The organism is Psychrobacter sp. CLB018, assembly GCF_041222815.1.
GTDB classification, from domain to species: Bacteria; Pseudomonadota; Gammaproteobacteria; order Pseudomonadales; family Moraxellaceae; genus Psychrobacter; species Psychrobacter faecalis.
Map to the genome: position 1 here is coordinate 2,786,804 of NZ_CP166085.1, position 26,984 is coordinate 2,813,787.

At 43.8% G+C, this 26,984-nt stretch carries 24 protein-coding genes; 13 read left to right on the forward strand and 11 right to left on the reverse strand.

The window, feature by feature from the left end:
* Positions 1 to 90: 90 nt before the first annotated feature.
* Both AB8P72_RS11840 and AB8P72_RS11845 read left to right on the forward strand, forming a co-directional pair.
* Positions 91 to 1,488, forward strand: a complete 1,398-nt coding sequence (locus tag AB8P72_RS11840) for a nicotinate phosphoribosyltransferase (protein ID WP_102076943.1) — start codon at positions 91 to 93, stop codon at positions 1,486 to 1,488.
* Positions 1,482 to 2,336, forward strand: a complete 855-nt coding sequence (locus AB8P72_RS11845; RefSeq protein WP_068405146.1) for an SGNH/GDSL hydrolase family protein — start codon at positions 1,482 to 1,484, stop codon at positions 2,334 to 2,336. The genes AB8P72_RS11840 and AB8P72_RS11845 overlap by 7 nt, the downstream gene beginning before the upstream one ends.
* 116 nt (positions 2,337 to 2,452) lie before the next feature.
* On the opposite strand, the gene AB8P72_RS11850 is transcribed toward AB8P72_RS11845, so the two are convergent.
* Together AB8P72_RS11850 and AB8P72_RS11855 are read right to left on the reverse strand one after the other, a co-directional pair.
* Positions 2,453 to 2,731, reverse strand: coding sequence for a type B 50S ribosomal protein L31 (locus AB8P72_RS11850; protein WP_068405148.1), 279 nt, complete (start codon positions 2,729 to 2,731; stop codon positions 2,453 to 2,455).
* Between the two features lie 362 nt (positions 2,732 to 3,093).
* On the reverse strand, positions 3,094 to 3,528 hold the full coding sequence (locus tag AB8P72_RS11855; protein ID WP_068405150.1) for a hypothetical protein: 435 nt from the start codon (positions 3,526 to 3,528) through the stop codon (positions 3,094 to 3,096).
* 597 nt (positions 3,529 to 4,125) lie between these two features.
* On the opposite strand from AB8P72_RS11855, the gene AB8P72_RS11860 reads away from it, so the two are divergent.
* Positions 4,126 to 5,673: an FAD-dependent oxidoreductase gene (locus AB8P72_RS11860; protein WP_306495298.1), complete on the forward strand. Its 1,548-nt coding sequence runs from the start codon at positions 4,126 to 4,128 to the stop codon at positions 5,671 to 5,673.
* 102 nt (positions 5,674 to 5,775) lie between these two features.
* Here AB8P72_RS11860 and AB8P72_RS11865 read toward each other — a convergent pair whose 3' ends face one another.
* Entirely contained in the window at positions 5,776 to 6,453 is a 678-nt protein-coding gene (locus AB8P72_RS11865) for a TIGR00730 family Rossman fold protein (protein ID WP_198328617.1), read from the reverse strand.
* Between the two features lie 450 nt (positions 6,454 to 6,903).
* On the opposite strand from AB8P72_RS11865, the gene AB8P72_RS11870 reads away from it, so the two are divergent.
* A complete protein-coding gene (locus tag AB8P72_RS11870; protein WP_198328615.1) occupies positions 6,904 to 7,794 on the forward strand; it encodes an alpha/beta fold hydrolase in 891 nt (296 codons plus the stop codon).
* A gap of 51 nt (positions 7,795 to 7,845) precedes the next feature.
* Here AB8P72_RS11870 and AB8P72_RS11875 read toward each other — a convergent pair whose 3' ends face one another.
* Complete coding sequence (locus tag AB8P72_RS11875) at positions 7,846 to 8,535, reverse strand: putative quorum-sensing-regulated virulence factor (protein WP_198328613.1); 690 nt, start codon at positions 8,533 to 8,535, stop codon at positions 7,846 to 7,848.
* 196 nt (positions 8,536 to 8,731) lie between these two features.
* Here AB8P72_RS11875 and AB8P72_RS11880 point away from each other — a divergent pair, with 196 nt between their 5' ends.
* Positions 8,732 to 9,340: a M23 family metallopeptidase gene (locus AB8P72_RS11880; protein ID WP_198328611.1), complete on the forward strand. Its 609-nt coding sequence runs from the start codon at positions 8,732 to 8,734 to the stop codon at positions 9,338 to 9,340.
* 48 nt (positions 9,341 to 9,388) lie between these two features.
* Here AB8P72_RS11880 and dtd read toward each other — a convergent pair whose 3' ends face one another.
* Positions 9,389 to 9,841: a D-aminoacyl-tRNA deacylase gene (gene dtd, locus AB8P72_RS11885; RefSeq protein ID WP_198328609.1), complete on the reverse strand. Its 453-nt coding sequence runs from the start codon at positions 9,839 to 9,841 to the stop codon at positions 9,389 to 9,391.
* Positions 9,842 to 9,969: 128 nt separating this feature from the next.
* On the opposite strand from dtd, the gene asd reads away from it, so the two are divergent.
* Positions 9,970 to 10,803 (forward strand): archaetidylserine decarboxylase, encoded by an 834-nt coding sequence (gene asd, locus AB8P72_RS11890; protein ID WP_144297787.1) that lies wholly within the window; start codon positions 9,970 to 9,972, stop codon positions 10,801 to 10,803.
* Between the two features lie 87 nt (positions 10,804 to 10,890).
* Here asd and AB8P72_RS11895 read toward each other — a convergent pair whose 3' ends face one another.
* The 5 genes from AB8P72_RS11895 to fadB all read right to left on the reverse strand — a co-directional run bounded on the left by AB8P72_RS11895 (position 10,891) and on the right by fadB (position 16,784).
* Positions 10,891 to 11,496, reverse strand: a complete 606-nt coding sequence (locus tag AB8P72_RS11895; RefSeq protein WP_198328606.1) for a DUF1287 domain-containing protein — start codon at positions 11,494 to 11,496, stop codon at positions 10,891 to 10,893.
* A 103-nt stretch (positions 11,497 to 11,599) separates the two neighbouring features.
* Positions 11,600 to 12,244 carry an HD family hydrolase gene (locus AB8P72_RS11900; protein WP_198328604.1) on the reverse strand — a complete coding sequence of 215 codons (645 nt, stop codon included), beginning with the start codon at positions 12,242 to 12,244 and terminating at the stop codon, positions 11,600 to 11,602.
* Positions 12,245 to 12,484: 240 nt separating this feature from the next.
* Entirely contained in the window at positions 12,485 to 13,060 is a 576-nt protein-coding gene (locus tag AB8P72_RS11905) for an isochorismatase family protein (protein WP_191691966.1), read from the reverse strand.
* A gap of 247 nt (positions 13,061 to 13,307) precedes the next feature.
* Complete coding sequence (gene fadA, locus AB8P72_RS11910) at positions 13,308 to 14,480, reverse strand: acetyl-CoA C-acyltransferase FadA (protein ID WP_198328602.1); 1,173 nt, start codon at positions 14,478 to 14,480, stop codon at positions 13,308 to 13,310.
* 144 nt (positions 14,481 to 14,624) lie between these two features.
* Entirely contained in the window at positions 14,625 to 16,784 is a 2,160-nt protein-coding gene (gene fadB / locus AB8P72_RS11915; protein ID WP_198328592.1) for a fatty acid oxidation complex subunit alpha FadB, read from the reverse strand.
* 702 nt (positions 16,785 to 17,486) lie between these two features.
* On the opposite strand from fadB, the gene AB8P72_RS11920 reads away from it, so the two are divergent.
* The 3 genes from AB8P72_RS11920 (at position 17,487) to AB8P72_RS11930 (ending at position 20,371) form a co-directional block, all read left to right on the forward strand.
* A complete protein-coding gene (locus tag AB8P72_RS11920) occupies positions 17,487 to 18,614 on the forward strand; it encodes a polyprenyl synthetase family protein (protein ID WP_369957794.1) in 1,128 nt (375 codons plus the stop codon).
* A gap of 40 nt (positions 18,615 to 18,654) precedes the next feature.
* Positions 18,655 to 19,473 carry a DUF72 domain-containing protein gene (locus tag AB8P72_RS11925; protein WP_369957795.1) on the forward strand — a complete coding sequence of 273 codons (819 nt, stop codon included), beginning with the start codon at positions 18,655 to 18,657 and terminating at the stop codon, positions 19,471 to 19,473.
* 82 nt (positions 19,474 to 19,555) lie between these two features.
* A complete protein-coding gene (locus tag AB8P72_RS11930) occupies positions 19,556 to 20,371 on the forward strand; it encodes an HNH endonuclease (RefSeq protein WP_369957796.1) in 816 nt (271 codons plus the stop codon).
* Positions 20,372 to 20,478: 107 nt separating this feature from the next.
* On the opposite strand, the gene AB8P72_RS11935 is transcribed toward AB8P72_RS11930, so the two are convergent.
* Complete coding sequence (locus AB8P72_RS11935) at positions 20,479 to 21,108, reverse strand: superoxide dismutase (protein WP_201592395.1); 630 nt, start codon at positions 21,106 to 21,108, stop codon at positions 20,479 to 20,481.
* 428 nt (positions 21,109 to 21,536) lie between these two features.
* Here AB8P72_RS11935 and rdgB point away from each other — a divergent pair, with 428 nt between their 5' ends.
* The 4 genes from rdgB (at position 21,537) to clpX (ending at position 26,677) form a co-directional block, all read left to right on the forward strand.
* A complete protein-coding gene (gene rdgB / locus AB8P72_RS11940) occupies positions 21,537 to 22,205 on the forward strand; it encodes an RdgB/HAM1 family non-canonical purine NTP pyrophosphatase (protein WP_369957797.1) in 669 nt (222 codons plus the stop codon).
* Between the two features lie 384 nt (positions 22,206 to 22,589).
* Positions 22,590 to 23,927, forward strand: a complete 1,338-nt coding sequence (tig, locus tag AB8P72_RS11945; protein WP_144297796.1) for a trigger factor — start codon at positions 22,590 to 22,592, stop codon at positions 23,925 to 23,927.
* Between the two features lie 631 nt (positions 23,928 to 24,558).
* Positions 24,559 to 25,236: an ATP-dependent Clp endopeptidase proteolytic subunit ClpP gene (gene clpP / locus AB8P72_RS11950; protein ID WP_369811329.1), complete on the forward strand. Its 678-nt coding sequence runs from the start codon at positions 24,559 to 24,561 to the stop codon at positions 25,234 to 25,236.
* A 166-nt stretch (positions 25,237 to 25,402) separates the two neighbouring features.
* Positions 25,403 to 26,677, forward strand: a complete 1,275-nt coding sequence (gene clpX, locus AB8P72_RS11955; RefSeq protein ID WP_068407781.1) for an ATP-dependent protease ATP-binding subunit ClpX — start codon at positions 25,403 to 25,405, stop codon at positions 26,675 to 26,677.
* Positions 26,678 to 26,984: the final 307 nt, after the last annotated feature.

Consider the following 26,984-nt stretch of genomic DNA (forward strand, 5'->3'; position numbering starts at 1 on the left):
TTCACGCCAGCGCCGATAGACGGCAATGGCTCACCGCCGCAGCGGTTATTAAAAAACAGCTGCGGCATCTCAAAGCAGAGGAGTTCTGTGATGTACACCAGCAATTTAAACAATTTAATCTTAAATAGCGACAGCTATAAAACCTCCCATTGGGTGCAATATCCAAAAGGTAGCGAGTATCTATCAAGCTATATCGAAGCGCGTAAAGGTGACTACGATGTGGTATTTTTTGGCTTGCAAGCCTTTATCAAAGAATACCTTAGCACGCCGATTACCCATCAAGATATCGATGAAGCCGAAACGGTCATTCAAGCCCATGGCTTAACCTTTAACCGTGCCGGTTGGGAGCTGTTAGTCGATAAGTATGGCGGCTATCTGCCACTGCGCATCGAAGCCATTCCTGAAGGCAGCGTCGTTCCAGCATCCAATGTGGTCTGCCAAATTATTAATACTGACCCTGAGTTCTATTGGCTACCAAGCTATATCGAAACGGCGCTACTGCGTGCGATTTGGTATCCCTCAACCGTCGCTAGCGTCTCGCACTATTGCAAAGGCATCATTCGTCAGGCACTAGAAAAATCTGCCGACAATACCGAGTCGCTGATTTTCCGTTTGCATGATTTTGGTTCGCGCGGTGCGTCTAGTCAAGAATCTGTCGCCCTTGGTAGTCTTGCGCATTTGGTGAACTTTGCTGGTACCGACTCGATGACGGCCTTGGTTGCCGCCAGCCGCTGGTATCACATGGACAAAGAAATAGCTGCTTTTTCTATCCCTGCTGCTGAGCATAGCACCATGACGGCGTGGGGTCGCGACGGAGAAACTGCCGCCTTTGCCAATATGATTGAACAATTTGGCGGCGCTGGTAAAAGTTTTTCTGTGGTATCTGACAGCTATGATTTATGGAATGCCATTGATAATATTTGGGGCGGTAGCCTAAAAGACGACGTCAAAAATATGGGCGGAACTTTGGTTATCCGTCCAGATAGCGGCGATCCGGCAAAAGTGGTGCGCGAAGCCTTGGAGCGTTTGGCGGTAAAGTTTGGCACCACCATCAATAGCAAAGGCTATAAAGTGCTGCCCGACTATGTACGCATTATCCAAGGCGATGGTATCAGCCCGCAAAGCTTAAGCAAAATCATCGATGTGGTCTTAAACGCAGGCTTTAGCGCCGACAATATCACCTTTGGGATGGGCGGCGGCTTATTGCAGCAAGTCAATCGCGATACCATGAGCTGGGCGATGAAAGCCAGTGCCATCTCTATCGATGGTGTATGGAAAGATATCTATAAAGACCCTGTCACCAGTCGCTCAAAACGCTCAAAAAGAGGCCGTTTGGCACTCATAAAAAATAGCAAAGGCAACATAGATACCATTAAAGCGGATAATTTAACGTCAGCTGCAGATAACCTACTACGCGATGTATATATCGATGGTAAATTACTTATTGAAGACAACCTCACTACGATTCGGGAGCGTGCAGGATGGTAGCTACTAAAAAAATGCAAAATAAAATAACCGCTGCTGCCAAGGACGTGCTGCTTGCTCCTGTTTACCTTTATCAAGGGCACAAAATCAAGCGTGATACCGTACGCCTACCTGAGCCAAATGGCGAGCGTCATGGACAGGTTCAGCTCAATAACTTGCCTATTACCTCAAAGGGTAAAAGCAATAATATATTGAACCTGATGGTCGTTGGTGATTCGGCAGCGGCTGGCGTCGGTAGTCAAACCCAACAAGAGGCGCTGGTTGGTCATTTGATACCTATTTTGACTGAGCAGCCTGCTATCCAAAGCGCTTTTGATACCTTAAACTGGTCGTTGCAAGCGACCACGGGTCATACCAGCTTTGATATTTTGCGCAGGCTTTATGTGTTGCCTGCACCGAGCCAACCTATTGATGTGATGGTATTAAGTGTCGGCGTTAATGACACCACCTCCAAAGTCTCTGCGGCTCAATGGCAACAGCAGATTGAAAATATCATTGCTATCGCCCAGCGTAAATTTGGCGTACGCGAGCTGGTTTTTTTAAGCTTACCGCCGATGGCACAAATGCCTGCAATACCTGCGCCATTGAATAACTTCGTTGGTGCCAAAGCCGCTATCCTTGATAATAGCTTGCAGCAAATTTGTGCCGCTCATGACAATGTCACTTATATGGCAACGAACTTTGCGCGCATGATAGAAGAACACTCTAACGGCACGCCGATCGATATCAGAGTGATGTTTGCCAGCGACGGCTTTCATCCAAGCAGTTTGATGTATGGCTATTGGGCGCAGCAAGTGGCAGAATTGATTGTGAAGTTGCTAGATTCGTCGACTACTAAGTTAAGTAGCTGAGTAGTGCAAATACTTAACATTAAAATTTAGATAAAAAAAACCGCTGAATAGTCAGCGGTTTTTTATTGCTTAGCAAAAGACTGCTTCGCGATATGTATTTACACCATAAGTATAAATTATTCAGCAGAATCAGCCGCTTTCTTACTACGGCCACCAAACGCACCAAAGCGTTTGTTGAAGCTTGCAACACGGCCTTCAGTAGAGGTTTTACGTTGTTCGCCAGTATAGAATGGATGCGACGCACTTGAAATATCAAGTGGGTAGTATGGGTATTCTTTACCTTCGTATTCACGAGTGGCTTTGGTGTTAACGGTTGAGCGAGTTAAGAAAAACACGTCAGCGTTGGTGTCATGGAACAAAACTTCTTGGTAATTAGGATGGATATCTTTACGCATAATAAACTCTCTATGTCCGATGTATGGAAAGCACTTTTGCTTAATGGCATTTTGACTATCAAGCACGCTCACATACGTAACTGAGGCACTAAGGACATCTATCAGTCTGGCAATTACGTCACTGGCTTATTCCAGCACCCAACACCACACCGCTGCTCACTTAGCCTTTCCCCAGCGGGAAAATCAAACCGCGATTTTAACGGTTTTTGCTACTCGATGCAAGCCGCTTCTACGATAAAACCATGCCATGAACTCGACTTAACGCCATTATGCTGAGTCAAAAAACCACATAAATAATCATAAAAAAGCAGCCACGCTAGCTGCCTTTTTTATGGAAAACTTATTTTTGGAAAAATGGAAACTTATTTGGTTTTTACGATATGCCAAACGCCAAGTTTGTTGTCGCCATCTTTATCGCCAACCTTGGTATCATTGGCATAAAAGTATAACGGTTTACCATTCATCGCCCATTGATATTTGCCATCTTCACGTTTAAAGGCGGCAAACTGTCCTGACGCTTTGGCATTACTTGGTGCCAAAAACGCTGGCCAAGCAACCAGACAAGCTGAGCCACATTCTGATTTATTCATAGAATCTTTATCAAAGGTATATAAGGTCATATGATTGGTTGCATCGACCAACATACCGTTTTTACTGGCAACTGGAGCGGTATTTTTAGTGGTCGCTTGCACCTCATGCATGCCAGAATCATCCTTGCCCAGCATATTGTTAAACGTAGAACAGCCGCTAAGCGCTAATGCACCAGAAATGACAGATAACATAAGTATATGTTTCATAATAACGTCCTTGTTAATAGTGGTTTTTTAAATTGCTTCTTTTATATGGTTTCTTGTGGTCTGCAATCCTATACCTTAAAGCAAAAAACGGCTTAAAGCTGACCATAAGTATTTTTACTATAGCACAGACATAAAATCAGTTATTTCTCGCATCATATAAATTTACAAAAGCACATAAAGTTTACAAATTAAATAAAGTTTGCTCTTCAATTTTTTAAAAATGCTTTTACAAAGCTGTGTTTTAGTCGCTCCTTGTTTGCCGTCCTTTGACAAAACTTATGCATCTACTTACGTTTTTGCCATGCTAATTTGAGTAATTTTTTCGTAGAATAAGACACCTATATTAAGAATTACTACACAATGAGAAATATGACTATGGCGGTTTAAAATGACTGTTGAACTTAGGGTTCGCTGTACGCATATCGGTAGCCTTGCATGAAAAAACATACGCATTAGAAAAACACGTTATTTAACATATAAGCACGGCGAATATAAAAAACTTAAGAAAAGAAACTTAGCAACGAATTATTTCACAAAGACGCCGAGCCATTCCTACTAACTGAATATAGGAATGCGACTAAGGATATAACAACGACAATGACTCATTCTGTTATGAACAATCAAGCGCCTGCTAGCAAACGGGTTGGTATTCTCGGTGGTGGTACAGCGGGGGCAACTATCGCGATTCGCCTTGCGGCATTAGGCCTTGAGACGTATTTATTTGAAAAAAACACCTCGCTGATTGATGGGCCGCCGATGTGTCATTTGCATGCGGGCGGCAATCTATATCGTGAAATACCTGATGAAGATTGCGTTGCCCTGCTCAAACAATGCATCGATATTCTGCGCCTTTATCCTTATACCATTGATGTACGCCCGACGGTATTTGCGGTGCCAACACGCGATGAAGGTTTGCCTGAGGATTTATTGCCACGCTTAGACATCTTAACCGACGCTTATCGAGAGCTTATCGCCGAAGATGCTAATAATAAAGTACTCGGCGAACCTGAAAACTACTATCAGCTCTACAGCCATGAGCAACTGATTGCCTTATCTGAGCGCGAGCAAGTCGCGGTGCCGCGCACGGTTGATGAATGGATGATACCAGTTGCTAAGTATTTGGATTTAAACAAGGTTAAATTTCCGCTAATTGTCGTACAAGAATATGGCTGGAATATCTTCCGTTTGGCAGCGTCTGCACAATTGGCATTAGAAGGCTATGAGCACGCGCACGTGTTTACCGATACGCAGGTGAAGCAAGTGATGCCAGTCAATTGTGAAAACTGCTCAAATGCTGACCATCATGTGACCAGATGGCGCATTGATTATCAACAAGCAGCGCGCTCTGATACTGAAACCGAATTTGAAGCCAAAACGGATTCTATCGAAGTTGATTACTTAATCAACGCTTGTGGTTTTCGTACTGGCATCATCGATGATATGGTCGGGGTCAAAGTCACGCGTATGGTCGAGTTTAAATCCTCTTATATCACTTATTGGGACGATACGGGCGGGCAAATACCAGAAATCATCGTCTATGGTGAGCGCGGCACCCCTGAGGGCATGGCGCAACTAACGCCCTACCCTGATGGTTATTTTCAGATACATGGCATGAGTAAATTTATCACCTTATTTGATGATGGTTTGGTTGCTTCTAACAAAAATAGCGCGCAACCGAAATTGCCATCGCAATACCTGCATTATATCGAGGACGGTTGGGATAAAGCGCCGCTGCAAGCGCGCAGCCAGCAAGCCATTGATTACGTGGCTGAATTCGTCCCAACCTTTCATAGCGCGCGTACAGTTGGCAATGCGCTCTATGGCGGGCAGCAAATACCGGGGCAAGACGATACGCTGCGCGTTGCCGATGTGAGCTTATACTCTAATATTCGCTATGCGCGGGCAGAAAACGTCAAAGCCTCATCGACGCTGATTGCTGCTGATCAAATCGTTGATGAATTGACGACGCTTGGTTTGGTTGATTTTGAGGCACCAGAAAACCGTCAGCGTTATGCGCATGAATGGGCGTATTTGGCACAAAATGATAGCGTGGCGATTGATAAAGTCGCGCGTCATTTGGCGCAAGAGCGCGGCTTTCCATTGGCAATGGCGGGCGTAAATCATGGTATTCATGAGACTAATTAAAATGATTTAAATGTTAATAAAGTCAAAGCAAAAAAGAGAGCAAGGCTTAATGTTAGCCTTGCTCTCTTTTTTATATTTAGTTATTGATAAAGATAACCGCTGCTAGTTTCCCGCCATTTTCTCGGTATCAACGGCGTCATCTATTTTTACGACGGTTTTTAGCATGGCAATCGCCTCGTCAATGGTATTACAAACGACCAAACGCTCAAGGTCTTGTTGCTTCATAAAGCCTTGCTCAGCGGTATATTGTAAATGTTCAATCATACAGTCATAAAAACCATTAATATTAAGAATAATCATCGGTTTTTCGTGCTGATATAGCTGACGCCAGGTGGCGATTTCCATGATTTCTTCTAGCGTCCCAAGCCCGCCCGGCAAGGTAATAAAGGCATCGGCATACTCTGCCATCACCGTTTTACGGGTGTGCATGGTATCGGTCAAATGCAGGCGGGTCAGCTGCTCATGGGCAATTTCGTGCTTGAGCATAAAGGTTGGAATCACACCAACCGCTTGCGCGCCACCTCGGATGACCTCATCAGCGACTGCGCCCATCAGCCCGATGCTCGCTCCGCCGTAGACCAAACCCATGCCATTATCGGCAAGCGCACTACCAAGCTCACGCGCTGCCTGCTCATAAACGTCATTATTGCCCAAACGCGAGCCACAATAAACCGCGACCAGCGGCATGGTGAGCGCTGATTTATCCACAGCTTTTTCAATATTGGTAATGTCTTGACTGGTAATAACTTCATAGGTGTCATTGTTAATTTTCATTTGCATAGAGTTTCCTTAATTTTATATACATTGTTCTTATTAAATACTTAGCTATTAAAACACGTTTATTCATGCATAGTAGTTTATTGATATGTGTTATTTGGTCAAAATACATACTGCTTAATCGATAATAATTAAAATATTGCTGAAAAATAGCGCTCAAAATATACAACGTCGAGCTTGCTCATAGAACTTAGAAGTCATTTTCGCCTACCTTCCTCACTAAGATTTATTTTACCATAAGCAGTGTTACTGCAAAGTCATCATGCGGTTATCGCCAGCTAGGCTATAAAGTAAGCAACCAATCACGGCTTAATGACTGCACGCTTAATATTGATTATTAAACGCTGGTTTTTAAACGCTGAGCGCCTAGCAAGCGTTTTTATTGACCCAAAATACTGATTGATAAAAAAACTTTTACTCATAAAAATGACAAAAATACATGAAGGTTAAACCATGGAAAATCCGCACAATCAAACAGATATTTATACCCTAAGCATCATGACTGAGCGCAATCGAGCATTGGCAGCGACCGTTTATCGTCCTACAGACGAGGTGAAAGCCGCGGTTATGATCGCGCCGGCTACTGGTATAAAACGCCAGTTCTATCATAATTTTGCCACTTATTTAGCAGCCAGTGGCTTTGGGGTCTTAACCTTTGATAACGAAGGTATCGGCGAATCACTTAGCACCGATTTGGCAAAATGTGATGCTTCTTTAATCAGTTGGGGGCGTCATGACATGCCAGCCGTCCTTGATGCCTTACAAGACGAATTTACTGATGCCACTTATCATTTAATTGGACATAGCGCTGGCGGTCAGCTGATTGGTCTGATGCCAAATTATAAGGCGCTTACCTCAGTATTTAACGTCGCTTGTTCATCAGGGCAAATTAAAAATATGGACATGCCTTATAAGCTCAAAGCGATGGGTTTTATGGACGCCTTTATCCCGCTCACCAACTTAACGCTAGGCTATACGCCAGCGGATAAAATCGGCATGGGAGAGCCACTACCACGCGGCGTCGCTCGTCAATGGCGCGAGTGGTGCAATGGCGCAGGCTATATTAAAACCGCTTTTGGTAAAAGTATTCATACCCATTTTTACGATGAGATTGATATGCCTGCGTTGTGGCTCGGCTTTAGCGATGATGAGATTGCCAATAGCAAAAATATCGATGATATGATTCGCGTCTTCAGCAAAATGCCAGTCGAAAAATACTATTTTGACCCCGAAGAATTTGGCTTAAACAGTATCGGTCATATGCGCTATTTTAGCAGCAAAACCAATGCTAAAGCCCCGCAGCTTTGGCAAATGGCAGTCGATTGGCTAGCCAAGCAGCAATAAGTTTTGTTTAGGGCAGTCGTTTAAGCGCAGGCCTTTCAAGCGCAAGTCTATTTAGTCTTGCGTGATTTTTGCTGCTTGTTCTGCTTGCACACGCTTGGTCAACGCAGAATACAGCGACGGCTGCATATTATGAATGTTGCCTAGCATCCATTTTACGTAGCTAATTGGCACGTCTTTAATCGGCATGCCTTTATGTTTACCAAAGGGCATTTTGCTCAGTGGATTGGCTTTATTGGCGATAGCGTGTGCTGCGGCAAAATCTGTCGGCGCAATTGCTAGGCGCTCGCAGCAGGCCTGATACAGCAGATAACACATGCGCGCATCACCCAGCGCATCATGAGCGGCAATCGTCATTTTACCTGCCTCGCCTTTACCTAATAATTGCTCGATACATTTCGATTGCCCATAAGCGCTCCATTCTGGAAAGGCCACGCGCGCCAGCCGCACCGTACATATCAGCTTGGCGGACGGACTACCAATCACCCGCCAATCAAAGCGCACATTATGGCCAATCAAGTACTGCGGCAACTCAAATTGCCCAAGCTCAAAGCGCTCAAGACCGGCGACATCGTCATCGGTGATACCATGGATTCTAATCACGACGGGCGATATCGAGCGTCCACTATTAAAGTATTTCATCCACTCAAATCCTGTCGCTACATTGATCGTCGCCACTTGAATCGGACGCGGATCACGGCCTTGGTCGGTTTCGGTATCGATAATCAGCGCAATGTCGGTCATAAAGATTTGGCCATCGTTATTTAAAAATAGGTAGCAATAACAGTTTTCTACATAGACCTAAAAAACAGGTTAGCTTTAAAAGCAACAATGTATTTATGGGGATAAAAGCTAAAGATAACAATGGCATACAAACAATAGAAACGTTAACTCTTATACTACCCATTAGAGTTAACTCAAAAAAAATAAAGAGATATCAATGCTAGCAGATGGCAATAATCCGCAGCCAAGCCCAAGTAAAAAGCCAAACCTTTTACGCCGTGTACTAAGTGTATTCATCAAGGCGGCGGTGTTACTGATGCTGTTATTTGTCTTTGACAAGCTCTTACCGAGTATCAGCAAGCAAACTCAGTCGTTTGTACTGGCAAAATGGCAACAGCTCAGTTTATTACAACAAGAATTACCGACAGAAAATAGCTTACCTAGCCCACTGCCCGAACGACACTTAACGGATACATGGGGCGCTGCGCGTAGCCAAGGTCGTTCTCACGAAGGCATAGATATATTTGCCAAGCGAGGTACGCCGATACAAGCAACGACGCAAGGCATCGTTAGCAAAGTTGGCGAAAACAGCTTAGGCGGGCGCGTGGTGGTCATCATTGGCCCGGGCGGCGCTGGACATTATTATGCCCATTTAGAGGATTATGCCGATATCAGCCCGAACGACTGGGTCAATGCTGGCGATATCATCGGTTACGTCGGCGACAGCGGAAATGCCAAAGGTACGCCGCCGCACGTCCATTATGGGATTTATATCAATGGCAGCGCGGTCAACCCTTATCCACTTTTGCAAAAGCCTGATAGCTAGCGTTTGAATTTTTGGCCTTTAAAACCTGACCCTTTTAAAAATAAGACCTTAAACTTCCAATATAAAATTTAACGGCCCATCGTTGATACTCGCCACTTGCATATCAGCGCCAAACTCACCAGTTGCTACATGGGGATGTTGGGTTTTGGCATAAGTAATTAGTTGCTCGAACAATACCTCTGCAGCATCGGGTGCCATCGCCCCGCCAAAGTCAGGACGGCGACCTTTATCGGTTTTTGCCATTAAGGTAAATTGTGACACCAGTAATAAACCGCCGCCTACCTGCTGGACATTTTTATCCAATTTACCAAACTTAGCAGGCTCATCGTCATTTTCAAAAATGCGATAAGTGAGGATTTTATCAATCATACGCTGCGCACTTTGCAAGTTATCCTCATGACCCAAGCCAATATAAGCCAAGACTCCATGCTCAATCGCACCAACGCAGTGCGCATCGACAGTGACGCTGGCGCGCTCCACCCTTTGTATCAGTGCTCTCATTTACAGCCTTCCTTATTTATAAATCGCTTACAGTTTATGGTCATACAATCATACCCTGACCATGATAAAATACCGCCATTAACTTGCCTATTAATAATTACATCGAACCCTATTTTGGTAACCTTATTATGAATTTATTTGCCACCCTTCAACAATTTGTACCGCAGCAGCAGCTGAGTAAAGTCGCTGGACGTCTAGCAGCCAGCCGCCACCCTTATGTCAAGCGTGCGTTTATTCGTAGCTTTGCCAAAGCTTACAATGTCAGCTTAGACGAATACGAGCGCCAAAGTTTCAATGCTTATGAAAGCTTTAATGACTTTTTTACCCGTGAGCTAAAAGACGACGCGCGTCTCATCGATAGCCGCGCAAATGGAATTGTTAGCCCTGCTGATGGTGTTATCTCGCAATTAGGGCAAATCCGCGACCATAAATTACTGCAAGCCAAAGGTCGTCATTATGACATCGGTCAACTACTCGCTGATAGCGAAGATGGCAGTTATTTTGCTGATGGTAGCTTTGCCACCGTGTATCTTGCGCCGAGTAACTATCACCGCGTGCACATGCCATTTGCGGGTACCTTGACCAAGACTCGTTATATACCGGGTACCCTATTTTCTGTCAATAATGTCACGGCGGCAAACGTGCCGGATTTATTTGCCCGTAATGAGCGTTTGGTCTGTTTATTTGACACAGAGTACGGCAAAGCGGCGGTGGTCATGGTTGGAGCGATGATTGTCGCTGGTATCGAAACCGTCGCGACGGGAAAAATCAGCCGCACTGAGGATATCCAAGAAATGGTTCACAATATGAGCTTTGCCAAAGGCGATGAGCTTGGACGCTTTTATTTAGGCTCAACGGCGATTGTCGTTCTACCAAAAGGCGCAAAAGCCGATTGGCAAGACAGCTTACAAGCCAACAGTATGGTAAAAATGGGACAGCTATTGGGTGTTGCGAATAAATAGCAGTTGTATAAAGACCCTAAAAACCTCTACGTATAAGCCTAGTTAAGCCACTCAGCTTAGCTAGGTTTTTTATTAGACGCATTCAATCTAATACCGAAAGTGCTTGTGAATAGGATACGCAAATAAGATGTTTTCTTCTTGCGTTCCGCGTCCGATGTTATGAATAATCAACGGCGAGCCATCAGCGGCGACTTTATTAGAAACGATGCCCATATGCGGTAAATTGCCGTTTGGCAACCGCCACGTCACTATATCACCGGCTTGAAAGCTAGATTTATCAGTGGTAGATAATGTTTGACCATGACGGGCAAAAAACACCTCAAGATTCGGCACACGGCGATGATCGATATTTTTATCGGTTGATTTTAGTCCCCACGTCTTTGGATAGGCCGACCAATTGGACTTCATATCGTGATTGACCAATTGCTGTAAATCGATATTTTGCAGGCGGTATGCCCGTACGACAACATCGGTACAAACGCCGGTTTCTATCGGTACATCGCCACGCGGAAAATCCAGCTGACGATAGGTAGGGTCATAGCTGGTGGTCACACCTATCTGTTTTTTGGCATCATAGGCCAATTTATCGCCCTTACCAACAGACTCGGTCGCCTGCGCCAATTGCGCTAAACTTAGTACGCCAAGAAAAACCAGTGATTTCGCGAATGTTTTATAAGTACCAGCTATTTTCATGTGACCGTCTCTTTGCGTGATTGTCCCTAATATAAAGGCTTTAGTGCAGGAAGATAATGAGTAATTTGTAAACAGCTGACAGGCAAAAAAAACTTTTAACCACTTATCTATCAATCAGCCAGCCTTGCTCGGTCGCATACTCAACCTGTTCCAATAGCCATTGATGAATACTCGGAAAGCTGTCTTTAATAAATCTTAGGACGCCAGTCACTTGCGAGCGTGTCACCTCATGATCACTCCATGTTTTCCCGCCCGTATTTAAATTTAACAAAAATGGCAAAATTCGATCAATCACTCTCAGCAGCTCAGCCTCTTTGCTCCTGCCCGTTTCTTGCGCTTCCCAAATCTCACTTAAGTTTTTGATACCATTGCCGCGCTCAGCTCGTAATCGAGCGATGCCCTCGCGCTCTCCAGCGTGAGCGTCAGCTCTACTATTGGCAAATAAAAATGTATCACCGGCATCAACTTCTCCCAAGTCATGTATTAATGCCATCTTCAGCAATTTTTCATGATTAACATCAATCTCAAACTGTTCAGCAATTGACCAACAAGCCATCGCCAAATGCCAAGAGTGCTCGGCGGAATTCTCCAACCGATTTGTTTTCGTCACATAACTGCACCGATTGACGCGTTTTAGCGCATCCAACTCTAATAAAAAATGCGTTACATCGTCAATATCAATATTTGCAGCAGTCGCAGGGTCGGTCAACGGTGTATGGTTGACACCATTAGAATAGGGTAACGTCATGATTCTCTCTAAATAACTGATAAATTTGAGCGCTGTCTTTTCACGCAAAGGCAGATATTATAGTAAATATTTAAGCACTGCGGCATTGATAGCCGTTATAAAAACCGTAAACAACTTGCTTCAATATAATTTTTCGATAAAAAAATAGCGCCGATAGTATTGAGCGCTATTTTATTTTTGAGAGTTATTAAGAAACTATTTTTAATAATTAAATTTGCTTAAGCATGATGCTTAATTAGGCTACTTAATCAAATTACTAATGGTTTTAAACGCTGGGTCTTTACTGCTGCGGCATAATTCAAACAGAATGGATTCTACCGTGCTAATGACCCCACCAGCGCGGCGAATACGGCGAATCGCTTGCTTTTTATCATAAGGAAAGCGTGAGCCGACCGCATCACCAATAATCACGGGCTGCATACCATTATCGAGTAAATCAAGCGCTGTTTGCATCACGCAAACATGCGCCTCTACCCCAAACAATAAAACGATACTACGATTTTGCTGGGCTAAATAATGCCACGAATCATCGTTATCGCAGGCGCTAAACGTCACTTTCTCAAAGCTTTTGGCATTGTCACCTTCTAATACATCGCGTATTTCAGGCAAGGTATCGCCAAGTCCCTTTTTATACTGCTCATTGAGCATGATAGGAATATCGAGCGCTTGCAAACCCTTAATCAGAGTGACGGTTTTTTTGACGATATTTTCGTGGTCATAGATATGTGGCGTCAAGCGTTCTTGAATATCGATAATCATCGCTTGGGTATTTTCGCGGGCGATACGATAAGTGCGATCGGTAATCATGGTAGACATAGTACACTCCTTGTACGACTGACCTTATTATTAAAGGCTATGTTAGATTTATCATGGGTGTTTTCGTTATTGTTCTTATTCTTATTTAGTCATAGTTTGCTAAGCGGGTCAATGAAGATAAATCTTATTAACAATTATGAACAGGATATTATAAAACCAGTTTTTAATTGACCAACACAAAAACCCCTAGTCTTCATGACTAGGGGTTTTTTTAAAGATATAAAACTAAAAAGATTTATTAAAACGCTTAAACACGCTCAATTACAGTCGCGATACCTTGACCTAGACCGATACACATAGTGGCAAGACCGATTTCAGTATCCATTTGCTCCATAGCGTTTAGCAAAGTAACTGTGATACGAGCACCAGAACAACCGAGTGGATGACCTAGGGCAATTGCGCCACCATTGACGTTGATGATGTCTTGCTTGTCGGTCAAGTTCAAGGCTTTAAGTACCGATAGTGCTTGAGCTGCAAACGCTTCGTTAAGCTCGATGGTTTGCATATCATCGATGCTCATGCCAGCGCGTTTTAGGGCTTTTTGGGTCGCAGGAACTGGACCATAACCCATTATAGCCGCATCACAACCAGCAACTGCCATGCTGCGAATACGCGCACGTGGTTTTAGACCCAAATCTTTGGCTTTTTGCGCGCTCATGACGAGCATCGCTGACGCACCGTCAGATAGAGCTGATGAAGTTGCTGCAGTGACTGTACCGCCTTTTGGATCAAAGGCTGGACGTAGCTTTTGCATTTGCTCCATCGTAGCGTCTGGGCGAATCACTTCGTCGACGGTACATAGTTGCAAACGACCGGCGGCATCATGCCCTTCGATACCGATGATTTCATTGTCAAAACGACCTTCTGTGGTGGCAGCCCATGCACGGCGATGCGACTCAAGACCAAAGGCGTCTTGCTCTTCGCGGCTGACGTTATTCATACGGCCCAGCATTTCAGCGGTCAAGCCCATCATGTTTGATGCTTTTGCATAATGTTTTGAAGCTTCAGGGTTTAAGTCAACGCCATGCATCATGCCAACGTGACCCATATGCTCAACACCACCGATGATGAATACTTCACCTTGGTTGGTCATAATTTGCGCAGCAGCTGTGTGTAGCGCCTGCATAGATGAGCCGCATAGACGGTTCACCGTTTGGCCGCCAGCAGTCTTTGGAATATCAGCTAGCAAGCCGATATTACGACCGATGTTTAAACCTTGCTCTAAAGTCTGGTTTACACAGCCCCAGATGATGTCTTCAACGTCACGTGGGTCAAAGTCGTTACGCTCAACCAAGGCACGAACCAATTCAGCAGAAATGCTATCAGCGCGAACGTGGCGGAACATACCGTTTTTAGATTTACCCATTGCTGAGCGTACGCCATCTACGATGACCACGTCTTTTGGACTTAAAGTTGTCATACTATCTTCCTTTTCAATTTTTATTGTCAGTGGCAGTACCACAATGCTCGTCATATTTTATGTAAAAGATTATTCATAATAAATAAATCATCAACAACCTTATCGAGCATGGGTACGGCACTTCATCCTAGTAATGACCGACCATTACGCAGTGGCGTAAAAAGTCTCGCCTGCGGCTGCCATATCGCGAATCTTTTGCGGCGCTTCATAGGCTTTGCCAAGGTGCGCATATTTTTCGCATAGTGCCAAGTAGTTATCTAGACCCATTTGGTCGATATAACGGCAAGGGCCACCGCGGAATGGCGGGAAACCAACGCCCATAATCATCGCCATATCGGCTTCAGATGGCGTGCTGACGATGTTGTCTTCTAGGCAGCGAACCGTTTCATTACAGAACGCCAGCATAGTGCGGTCGATGATGGTTTGATCATCAAAGGTTTGCTTGTCGCTATCCGTGGTCGCTTTTAATAGCTCATAAGTCGCTTCGTCAGCCACTTTCTTTGGCTTACCGCGCTTATCAGTCTCATATTTATAGAAACCAACGCCGTTTTTCTGACCTAAGCGTTTGTTTTCATATAGATGCTCGATAGCACCTTTATAATCAGGCTTCATGCGATCAGGGAAACCTTCTGCCATCACTTCTGCGCCGTGTACGCCCGTATCTAAACCAACCACGTCGATTAGATAAGCAGGACCCATTGGCCAGCCGAATTTTTCCATGACTTTATCGACATGAGCAAAATCCGCACCTTGCTTAAGCAGCAAATCAAAGGCACCAAAGTATGGGAACAATACACGGTTTACTAAGAATCCTGGGCAGTCATTGACCACAACTGGCACTTTACCCATTTTAGACGCTAGCGCAACCGTAGTCGCAATCGCTTCTTCTGATGATTTTTCACCGCGGATAACTTCAACGAGTGGCATACGATGTACTGGGTTAAAGAAATGCATACCAACGAAGTTTTCTGGACGCGCAAGTGCTTCTGCTAAATAAGTAATAGAAATTGTTGAGGTGTTTGACGCTAAGATACAATCGTCTTTAACCAAACCTTCAACTTCTTTTAGTACCGCACGCTTGACGTTTGGATTTTCTACGACTGCTTCGATAACGATATCAGTTTCAGCAAAATCACCATAGTTCAAAGTTGGACGGATACGGCTTAAGGTTTCACCCATTTTCGCTGGGGTCATCTTTTTGCGTTCGACCATTTTGCCAAGTAGCTTGCTGGCTTCGCCCATACCAAGGTCTAATTGCTCAGACTTGATATCTTTCATGATGATTGGCAAGCCTTTGCTGGCTGCCTGATACGCGATACCGCCGCCCATGATACCGGCGCCTAGTACGGCCGCTTCAGTGATTTCATGTGCTTTTTTGCTGTGCTGCTTGGCAAGTTTTTTCACCAATTGATCGTTTAAGAACAGACCGACCAGGCTTTCTGCTTGTGGGGTTTTCGCCGCTTTGGCAAAACCAGTGGCTTCGACTTCGATTGCTTTATCACGTGGCAAATTGACGTGCTTCTCAATCGTTTCGATAGCGATTGCTGGCGCTGGGTACTGCTTAGGATTGGCTTTGGCAAAGATCATACCTTTGGCACTGTTAAACGCCATCGCTTGCTCAAGCTGGTTTAGCTTTACAGGATTCAGCTTCTCTTCACGCTTCGCTTGCCAATCAAGCTCACCTGAGATACATTTTTTGACTAGGTCAATGGCGGCATCTTGCAAGTCATCGGCAGGCACGGTTGCGTCAACTAAGCCTAATTTTAGCGCATCAAGTGGTTTTTTTGGCGTACCAGTGGCAATTAGCTCAAGGGCATTGTCGATACCAATCACACGCGTACTACGCACCGTACCACCAAAACCTGGGAAGATACCGAGTTGGGTTTCTGGTAGACCGATAATGGCTTTGTCACTCATGACACGGTATTCACAAACCAAGGTCATCTCACAACCACCACCAAGCGCGGCGCCATTGATGGCCGCTACTTTTGGAAATGGCAGGTCTTCAAAACGGTTGAAAGCGTCATTGATATTAATGACCCAATCTTTGATTTCGTTTTCTGGATTCTTAAATGAACCGACGAATTCTGTGATGTCCGCACCAGCGATAAATACGCCTTTGCTTGAGGTGACGATTAAGCCTTTCACGTCATCCGCTTTTTCTAGCGCTGTCACAACTTCAGCAAATTGCTTATTGGTTTCAGCATCAAACTTGTTCACGCTCTCATTTTCGGCGTTGTATTGCATGTTGGCGATGCCATCCTCTAGCATTGTCACCGTAATGCGATTTCCTTGGTATACCATTTGAAACTCCTTGCTATATAACGAAAGCTACGTTTTAAAATTAAAAGCTTTAAAATTAAAGGTCATAGTCAGTTATTGTTAGTAAAACGAGTAATAACACTGCTCATATACTGCTTTAAAAGTCAGTATATGAGCAGTGCAGATGTCTTTATTATCCAGCGCTCATGTTTGTATTCATTTTTTGCAACGCTATCAGGTAATAGCAAATATGAATACGGCGCTTCATTTATATACGTTTGTTACCGGTACTGATGTTATAAACACTGACTGAACATTGAGATGATGAGTCACTTAAATCAGGCTAAAAACCTATGTGCTAAGTGCCAGACCATTTTCACGCCAATTAGTGTAGGGGATTATGCCCCCGACTGTCACAAGCTAATACCATACTCGCAAGTCACTCTTAAGTCGACACCAACCCTTTACCTTGCGGCCAAGGTGCTTTAGGTGTCCGCCTGTATACTAAGATTTAAGATAGGAATTAGCCTTTATTATCAAAACACATCTAACCGCCAAGTTAAATCAATAATAGGTAACAAGGGTTTGTTGCATTATTACGCCTATTCAACGGGTTTTTTTACACCAGTTTTTAACATTAAACCGCCAAAAATGCGTCATTGATAATACTCGTAGCATAAGGAATATAATCTATCATGCTACACTAGCGCTATTTTTATTATTCACCTGATTAATGGTTGGATTATGACTGTTTCCCCTGCTTCTACTTCTATGCCAAGCCCTATGTCTTCAACAACGGCTTCAAACACTGTTTCAACAACGGTGCCTTTTGCGAGCTTTAATAATAATACTGAGCAATTTCATAGCGCCGTGCGCGCGCAACTGGCGCAAGATATCGAGATGCTATTTGCTTACGCTGAGCTGCCAAGTCCGCTGCTTGATGCCTGCCGTTATGTGATGACAGGTACTGGTAAATTGGTACGGCCGTTATTGGTCGCCAGTGCCTTTGATAGTGTCAATCAAAGCAATGCGAATGACGATATTAATAGGGCTGATGAATATGTCGATAAAAGCACTGATAAAGAAGCTAAGCAAATTCAGCAAAATAGCGATTTAGAATCACTACTAGAAAACGACTCCGATTACGATATGGCGCGCCGTGCAGCATTGGCGGTAGAGCTGTTGCATACCTATTCACTGGTGCATGATGACTTGCCTTGTATGGACGATGATGAGCTGCGCCGTGGTCAGCCAACTGCCCATATCGTCTTTGCAGAATCGACCGCCCTGCTCGCCGGTGACGTGCTACAAACACTTGCTTTTGAAGTACTAACCGCTGAGCTGCCAACCTTTGCGCCCTATGACTCTGCTATCGCAAGCCAGCTTATCGCGATATTTGCGCCGCGTGCCAGACGCATGGTTTCTGGGCAAATGCTCGACCTGAATGCCGAAGCCAGCGTCAACATTTCACAGAACGAATTGGAAGCCATCCACCGTGACAAAACTGGTGCATTGATAGAAGCAGCTATGTTAATGGGCGGTATCTGTGCAGGTGCGACGGCGCCGCAGCGTATTGCCCTACAAGATTGCGCGCAGCATATTGGCCTTGCTTTTCAAGTCCAAGACGATATCTTAGATGTGACCACCAGCACCGATACCCTTGGCAAACCTGCGGGCAGCGATGAAAAGTTAGACAAATCTACCTATGTGAAACTGATGGGCGTCGAGCAAGCGACCCGCTATGCGCAATCGCTATTTAATGACGGACGTGCAGCGCTTAATCGTGAATTAAATAGTCGTGAGTTAAGCGCTAATAAGAACACCAACGCCTTATTGGCACTCATTGAATGGCTATGGTCACGTAAAAAATAAGCGTATCAATAAACATTAAAAATGATAAAGGGTGGTCAACATGGATAGTACCCCTACTCAGCGTATTTACCTCGGCACCGGCGGCTATAGCGATACCGATCTGCTTGGTACGCTGTATCCGACCGGCACCAAAAAAACCGACTTCTTACGCGAATACGCCAAGCAATATGGCGCGGTGGAGATTAACAGTACCTTCTACGCACCCATCGGACAAAAAGCCTTTGCCGGTATGGTTGATAAAGCCTACGTGCAAGCAGACAGTGAATTGAAATTTGCCGTCAAACTGCATCAAGATTTTACTCATGCGCGTAAAGGCACAAGCGAGCATGCGCAAGCTTTTATTACTGCTCTAACGCCACTTATCGAAGCCAATGCGCTCGCGCCATTACTACTACAATTCCCACATGGCTTTGATCGTACTCGCGAGCATCGTCTTTATTTAGCAAATCTTGTGAGTTGGTTTAAAGACTATCCGTTAGCGGTTGAGTTTCGTCATAATGGCTGGCACACGCCGCAAGTAGTCGATAGCTTTATCGAGCAAGGTTTGATTTGGTGTAGCGTCGATTATCCCAAAGTAAGTGGTCTACCGCCGTCACGGCTGATATTTACCGAGCGCACGGGCTATCTGCGTATGCATGGCAATAATCTAAACTGGTGGGATGCGATGAGCGCTGCTGACCGCCATGATTATCGCTACTCTGAGGCTGAAATGCAGGACTGGGCGCAAGCGATTGCCAATCAGCGTCAGCACTTTGATACGCTCTATATCTTCTTCCAAAATACCGTCAATGCGCATGCTTATTATAATATTGCAATGCTGAGGGCAGCGTTGAGTAAGTTTGGGTTTGAAGTGTTATAACAGATTTTATTAACCTAATTGAAAACTGGTCTATTCATATAAAGGTCATACTACGGCTAGATTTATAATACAAGGACATAAGGTGTATACAATAATAACTGAAAACGATGAGTCTGCTTGGGCCGATGAAACTGGTGCCCTTTACCACTTTCCTAAAAGGTATTTAAAATTCTTAGAGCCAGGCACGAATGTTATTTACTACAAAGGAGGTCTCAAAAATAAATCTTTCTCAAAAAATAGATTATCCGATGCCCCTCACTATTTCGCTATCGCTAAAATAGGCAAAACCTATCCCGACAAAGAAAGTAGTAAAAACGACTTTTTTGCTACCATTATTGATTTTATACCCTTTGAAGAGGCAGTTTTAGCAAAAGACAATTCAAAATACCTAGAAACAATTCCTGATTCTAGAAAAACCAATTACTGGCGCGACGGTGTAAGAGCTATCGACGAAGATACTTATCATCTTATTATATCTAAAGTCAGCCCTAATAAAGTTTCAGAGCAAAAGACGGCTTATACCTCAGATGAAATTGCAGAAAACTATCAGGATTCGCTTGAGTCTTTTAGTGAAGGGAAAAAATTAAAACGCCATGTAACTACATACGAAAGAAATCCTAGATACAGGAAGCAAGCGATTGCTATTCATGGTAACTCTTGTGCTGCCTGTGGATTTAACTTTGGAAATTTTTATGGAGAATATGCAGAAGGCTTTATTCATATTCATCATATAGTTCCTGTGTCAGAACTTGAAACACCTAAAGAAATAGATCCAGAAACCGACCTAATCCCTCTATGCGCAAACTGCCACTCTGTCGTCCATAGAAAGAAAGACAAGACATTATCAATCCCTGAAATAAAAAATCTAATAGCTGATAGTTCTAAGCAGAAAGTGTAATTACTCATCATAAAATAGAATTGTACTGACACTGTTAAAACATAGCACAAAAAAAAGGACGCCTCTCAGCGTCCTTTTTTATTAATCAAATACTTAGAAGTTAAAGATTACTCTTCAACGCCAGCATCTTGACCTTTATATTTCGCATTGGCGTAGTCCCAGTTCACTAGCTTGTCTAGGAAGGTGTCAACATAGTCAGGACGACGGTTACGATAATCGATGTAGTACGCATGTTCCCATACGTCACAAGTCAATACCGCGACTTGACCATGCGCCAATGGGTTATCAGCGTTGCCAGTTTTAGCGATTGATAGTTTACCGCCAACTTTATCAGCCACTAGCCAAGCCCAACCAGAACCAAACTGTGAAGTTGCTGCGTTTTTGAACTCTTCGCGGAACTTGTCATAGCTACCGAAATCTTCTTCGATTTTCGCTTTCAAATCACCAGTAGGTTCGCCGCCACCATTGTCAGGTGTCATGCAGTTCCAGTAGAACGTGTGGTTCCATACTTGCGCTGCTTGGTTAAACATGGTTTTTTTGCTGTCATCTTTCGCAGTCGCTACGATGATTTCTGGCAATGTTTTGTCTTCTAGACCAGAACCCGGTAGCAATTCATTTAGCTTGTTTACATAAGCGGCATGATGCTTGTCATGATGGTATTCTAGCGTCTCAGCACTGATATGTGGCTCGAGCGCATCTTTTGCATAAGGTAGGTCTGGTAAAGTAATATTTGACATAGTTATTTTATCCTTGCTGGTTTAGCCATTAGTATTAGGTATAGCTTAAATCAACGCTATAAATTATTGGACTAAATTGGCTTAGTTTATTGTTAGTGAAAGTCATTACTCAATATGCTAAACATATTGCGGTAAACCCAAAAGGCTTGCATGCTAAAATTATCTTAAGCGCGCATCACTTATTAGTTAATGTACTTATAAATATATAATGGGCAAAAACCATGATAAATATTTATAAGAATTATTAATTAAAAGTTCACAAGCTATAAGATATAATTCACTGTAGCTTGTCGCCTATTATAGCAAGAGTGGTGACAAATATCAGTTACCAAATGTTATGAATCAACGATTCGTTATGCTAATTGGTAATTTAGCTCATGCTAGCCTAGAATATAGCAGTATCAGCGAATTAATGACGGACAAAAAATATGACCCAAGCCAGCAGCGCAAACCTGACTCCACAAGAGCATTTAACGCAAACAAAGCTCGCCAATCAATGGGTGCTTGCCAGTAATAATAAAGGCAAACTTGCTGAGTTTAAACGCTTATTTGCAGCGGCAGATTTGGCTGTGACGATTGTCCCGCAAGGTCAGCTTGATATCGCTGATGCCATCGAAGACGGTTTGAGCTTCGTTGAGAATGCCATTATCAAAGCACGGCATGCCAGCCGAGCAAGTGGCCTGCCGGCGATTGCGGATGATTCAGGGCTTTGTGTACCCGTATTGGGCAACGCGCCCGGTATCTACTCTGCCCGCTATGCCGGCGAGCATGGCAATGACGCCAAAAACAACGCCAAGCTTATCGCTGACTTGCAGCCTATTCGTGCAGCCAAGCCAGACACCCTCATTAAAGGCGTGTTTGTTTGCGTATTGGCCATGGTGCGTCATGCCGATGACCCGCTACCGATTATCGCCCAAGGTTTATGGCACGGCGAGATTTTAGACACGCCGTATGGTGATGGTGGCTTTGGTTATGACCCGCTGTTTTGGTTGCCAGATTTGCAAGCGACGGCGGCAAGTCTTAGCGCTGAGGACAAAAACAGCATCAGTCATCGTGGTCAGGCCATTGAGCAGTTAATGGCGCAATTGCCGCTATAAGCGTATTTTTTAATAAGTAGGCTATTACAATGATAGCTAAACCTATAAATTCTCGACGAGGCGATTAAACAGATAATTTTTACTTTGATAAACAGATAGATTATACTGTTCTACTTTTAAAATTTTGTTGAAAGCCGTTATTTGTCTGTATAATTGAGCAAAAAGCGTTATTATGCGGGCGATTAGCAGTTAATATTGATATCTGAGAGCGTTTATTTAGAATAAAGCGTTTCATATTTTTGTGCCGTCAGCGATTGCTACGCTCACAGATTGCGAAATCGCGCGCTAGCAATATCCCCTATTTATTCCAACGGCAACCAGTAGCACACGCGTATTTTGCAGCCTGGTTGTCTATTTCTATTTAATCCTAAAGGTGTAACGAATATGGCTACAGATTTACAAGTCACAACCAACAAGCTGTCTAACAAAGAAACTCAGCTAACGGTTAAAGTACCCGTTGAAAAAATTCAAAACAAAGTTGAAGGCCGTATCAGCCAAGTGGCGAAAACCGCCAAGATTGACGGTTTCCGTAAAGGTAAAGTACCGATGTCGCATATCCGTTCACAGTACGGTGCTGGCATTCAGCAAGAAGTCATCAACGATGTGATCCGTGATACTGTATTTGAAGCGATCAAATCTGAAGACATCCGTGCTGTTGGTATGCCAAACATCGACGACGTAAAACTAGAAGACGACTTCTTGGTTTATCAAGCGACTGTTGAAATCTTCCCAGAAATCGACGTCCAAGGTATCGATGAAATCGAAGTTGAGCGCCACACAGCGACCGTCAGCGACGAAGACGTTGACACCATGATCGAAAACCTACAAAAGCAGCGTCAAGAGTTCGTTGAGAAAAAAGGTAAAGCGGCCAAAGACAACCAAGTGACCTTTGACTTTGAAGGTTCAATCGACGGCGAAAAATTTGAAGGCGGCTCTGCTGAAGACTTCAAATTGGTTATCGGTAGCAATCAGATGATTCCAGGCTTTGAAGATGGCATCAAAGGTATGAAAGCGGGCGAAGAAAAAGTCATCGATGTGACTTTCCCAGAAGATTACCAAGCTGAAAACTTGGCTGGTAAAGAAGCACAATTTAAAATCAATGTGAAATTGGTTGAAAAATCAAAACTTCCTGAAATCGACGACGAGTTCCTAGAGCTATTCGGCGTAAAAGAAGGCGGCGTTGAGAAATTAAAAGAAGACGTGCGTAAAAACATGGAACGCGAAATCAAAAATGCCGCGCGTAGCCAAGTAAAGCAAGCGACCTTTGATGCGCTACTAGAAAAGAACGAGTTTGACGTACCAAACGCTATGCTAGAGCAAGAAATCGATCGTCAACGCAACATGATGATGCAACGTTTTTCTCAGCAGTTTGGTGCTAATGCTGATAGTTTCGATAAAGACATGCTGCCAAATGAGCTGTTTGAAGAGCAGGCGCTACGTGCTGCCCGTCTTGGCATCATCGTTGCTCGTGTTATCGACACCAAAGGCTTAGAAGTTGACCAAGAGCGTGTTGAAAGCTTTATCAAAGAAGCCGCTGAAAACTACGAAGACCCAGCGGAAGTCATAGAATACTACACCAATGATAAGCAGCAACGCGCTAACATTGAGTCAGTAGTGCTAGAAGACCAAGTGGTCGATTATTTAATCGAGCAAGGCAAAGTAACGGACAAAGAAGTGAGCTACCAAGACCTACTAGCCGCTCAGCAGCAACAAGCGATGTAATAATGTAATTTAGCGTTTTGCCAGTCGATATTGGCTGGTTTAATACCAAGCAATAAAAATGCCCTGACACATTTGTTAGGGCATTTTTATTGCTTGGTTATAAACTACTTTCTTAATATAGTGAGTGAAAAGTACTATTGATACATCACACACTGCTGATATCAATTTTTCTTGCTTGCTGTGCCTGCGCAGACAGAGACTACAAAAAATTGATGTCAGCAATACCGTAGCGTTTTTAAGATATTTTGAATATAGCATTTTTTATAAACAGATTATTCATGCTGCCCTTGATAAGTGCGCACAGACGCCTTATTAATAGGGAGTCGTTTATCATTTGTCACATTAAAGCGTTATTATTGCTGTGATAAAAAAGTTACCATTGGCTCACTTATTTCTAGCGGCGACCAATATTTATTAGCCACTATTTTAGCAGGCAGAGCCAATCTGCTTGATTGAGTATATTTTGGCGCCGGATTAATTTAATAAAATAAAATGTATGCGTGAATAGGTTTTATTTTCTAGTAGGTTTTATTACCAAGCGATAATGTTTACAATGATAATCATCAATAACAATGTAGCCAACAGCTAGCTTCTATTTTTTATTTTATGGACTTATAAACAGGACATCTCTATGACAGATTATGATCGCATTACTGCTAACCCACATTTTGATTTGTTGATGAGTGCGCATGACAACGTACAAAGCACGACTCAAGCCGCATTGGTTCCGATGGTGGTTGAGCAATCAGCGCGCGGTGAACGCTCGTTTGATATTTTCTCACGCCTATTACGTGAGCGCGTTATCTTTTTGACCGGTCAAGTTGAAGACCACATGGCCAATCTTATCGTGGCGCAGCTATTATTTTTAGAAGCAGAAAACCCTGATAAAGACATTCATTTATATATCAACTCGCCAGGCGGTTCAGTCAGTGCAGGTTTGGCTATTTTTGATACCATGAACTTTATCAAACCTGAAGTCTCAACCATTTGTATGGGCGGCGCGTATAGCATGGGCTCATTCTTACTGGCAGCGGGCGAAAAAGGCAAACGTTATGCCCTAGCCAACTCGCGCGTGATGATTCATCAGCCTTCAGGCGGCGCGCAAGGTCAAGCAACCGATATCGAAATTAATGCGCGTGAAATCCTAAAAACCCGTGCTCGCTTGAACGAGATTTTGGCTGAGCGTACTGGTCAACCGGTTGAAAAAATCGAAAAAGACGTTGAGCGTGACTATTGGTTAGATGCTAAAGAGGCCAAAGAATACGGCTTGGTTGACGAAGTATTAGAGCGTCGCCCTGATTCTTTATAAGCTTTAATTTCTTTATAAGCTTTGATAATAGACGTTTAAAGGACTTTAAAACATCAGTGGCCTAAATGCGCTAAGGTAAGTGAGAATATATCCATTGCCCTACGCTTTGGCGCTGATGTCCATAATCAAAACATTGATAAGCATTAAATTTTAGGAGTGCCTGTATATGGCAGAAGATAACACCCCGCATTGTTCGTTTTGCGGCAAAGAAAAAAGTGAAGTAAAGCAGCTGATTGCCGCTGACGACGCCAATATCTGTAATGAATGTATCGAGCTATGTACGGACCTGATTGCTGATAGCGCCGAAGATGGCGACGACGACAGCGACATTGATACCTCTTGGGTCAATAAAAAACTGCCAACGCCAAAAGAGCTACGTGCCAAGCTTGATGAATATGTCATCGGCCAAGATGCGGCGAAAAAAGCCTTAGCGGTCGCAGTTTATAACCATTATAAACGCCTAAAAGTCAGCCAAACGTTGGCTAGAGATAGCAAAAAAGCCAAAATCGGCGCTGATGACGCCATGGTTGAGTTGGCAAAAAGTAATATCTTGCTGATTGGCCCAACGGGTTCTGGTAAAACCTTGCTTGCGCAAACACTCGCACGCTTGCTTGATGTGCCGTTTGCGATGGCAGATGCGACGACGTTAACGGAAGCCGGTTATGTCGGTGAAGATGTTGAAAACATCGTGCAAAAGCTCTTGCAAGCCTCCGACTATGATGTTAGCAAAGCTGAGCAAGGCATCATATATATTGATGAGATTGATAAAATCAGTAAAAAAGGCGACAACCCTTCTATCACTCGCGACGTGTCGGGCGAAGGCGTACAGCAAGCGTTGCTGAAACTTATCGAAGGCACGGTTGCCGCTATCCCGCCACATGGTGGTCGTAAGCATCCACAGCAAGAGCTGATCCAAGTCGATACCAGCAATATCTTGATTATCGTTGGCGGTGCGTTTGCCGGTCTTGATAAAGTCATTCAGCAGCGTACGGAAAAAGGCGGTATTGGTTTTAACGCCGATGTCAGCTCCAAAGATGACAGCCGCCGCAGCTCAGATTTATTGCAGCAAGTCGAGCCAGAAGATTTAATCAAATTTGGTCTCATTCCTGAATTGATTGGTCGTCTGCCTGTATTGGCTGCGCTTCAAGAGCTTGATGAAGAAGCTTTGGTACAGATTTTGACAGAACCGAAAAACGCCTTGGTAAAACAGTATAAATATCTGTTTGAAATGGAAGGCGCTGAGATTGAGTTTACCAAAGAAGCGCTTGATGCGATTGCCAAAAAAGCCATGGAACGTAAAACCGGTGCGCGTGGTCTGCGCTCTATCGTCGAAAACGCTCTGCTTGAAACCATGTATGAGCTACCATCGATGAAAAATGCCAAAACAGTATTGGTTGATGAGCAAGTGATTAACGAAGGCAAAACCCCTAAAATTGCATAAGTGATGATTGGATAAAAGCACTTCATCATGTTTGACGGGCTATATGCTTAACAGGCTATTGATTTAAAAAGCGTCTGATAGTTATTCAGGCGCTTTTTTATATCTGTATTTTATCATTATAATCTGTTTAAAAATGACAGCTGCGTTTATCAATCGATAGCAGCCAAAGGGAGAAATCATGCTAAGGTAAAGCGACTTTGATACGTTATCCTTATCGACGACCACACTTTTCAAATCAATGATACAAAGGACTGTTTATCATGCTTAATCACGTTTCTAGCAATGTCTCTGCAGTAGCAAACTCTCT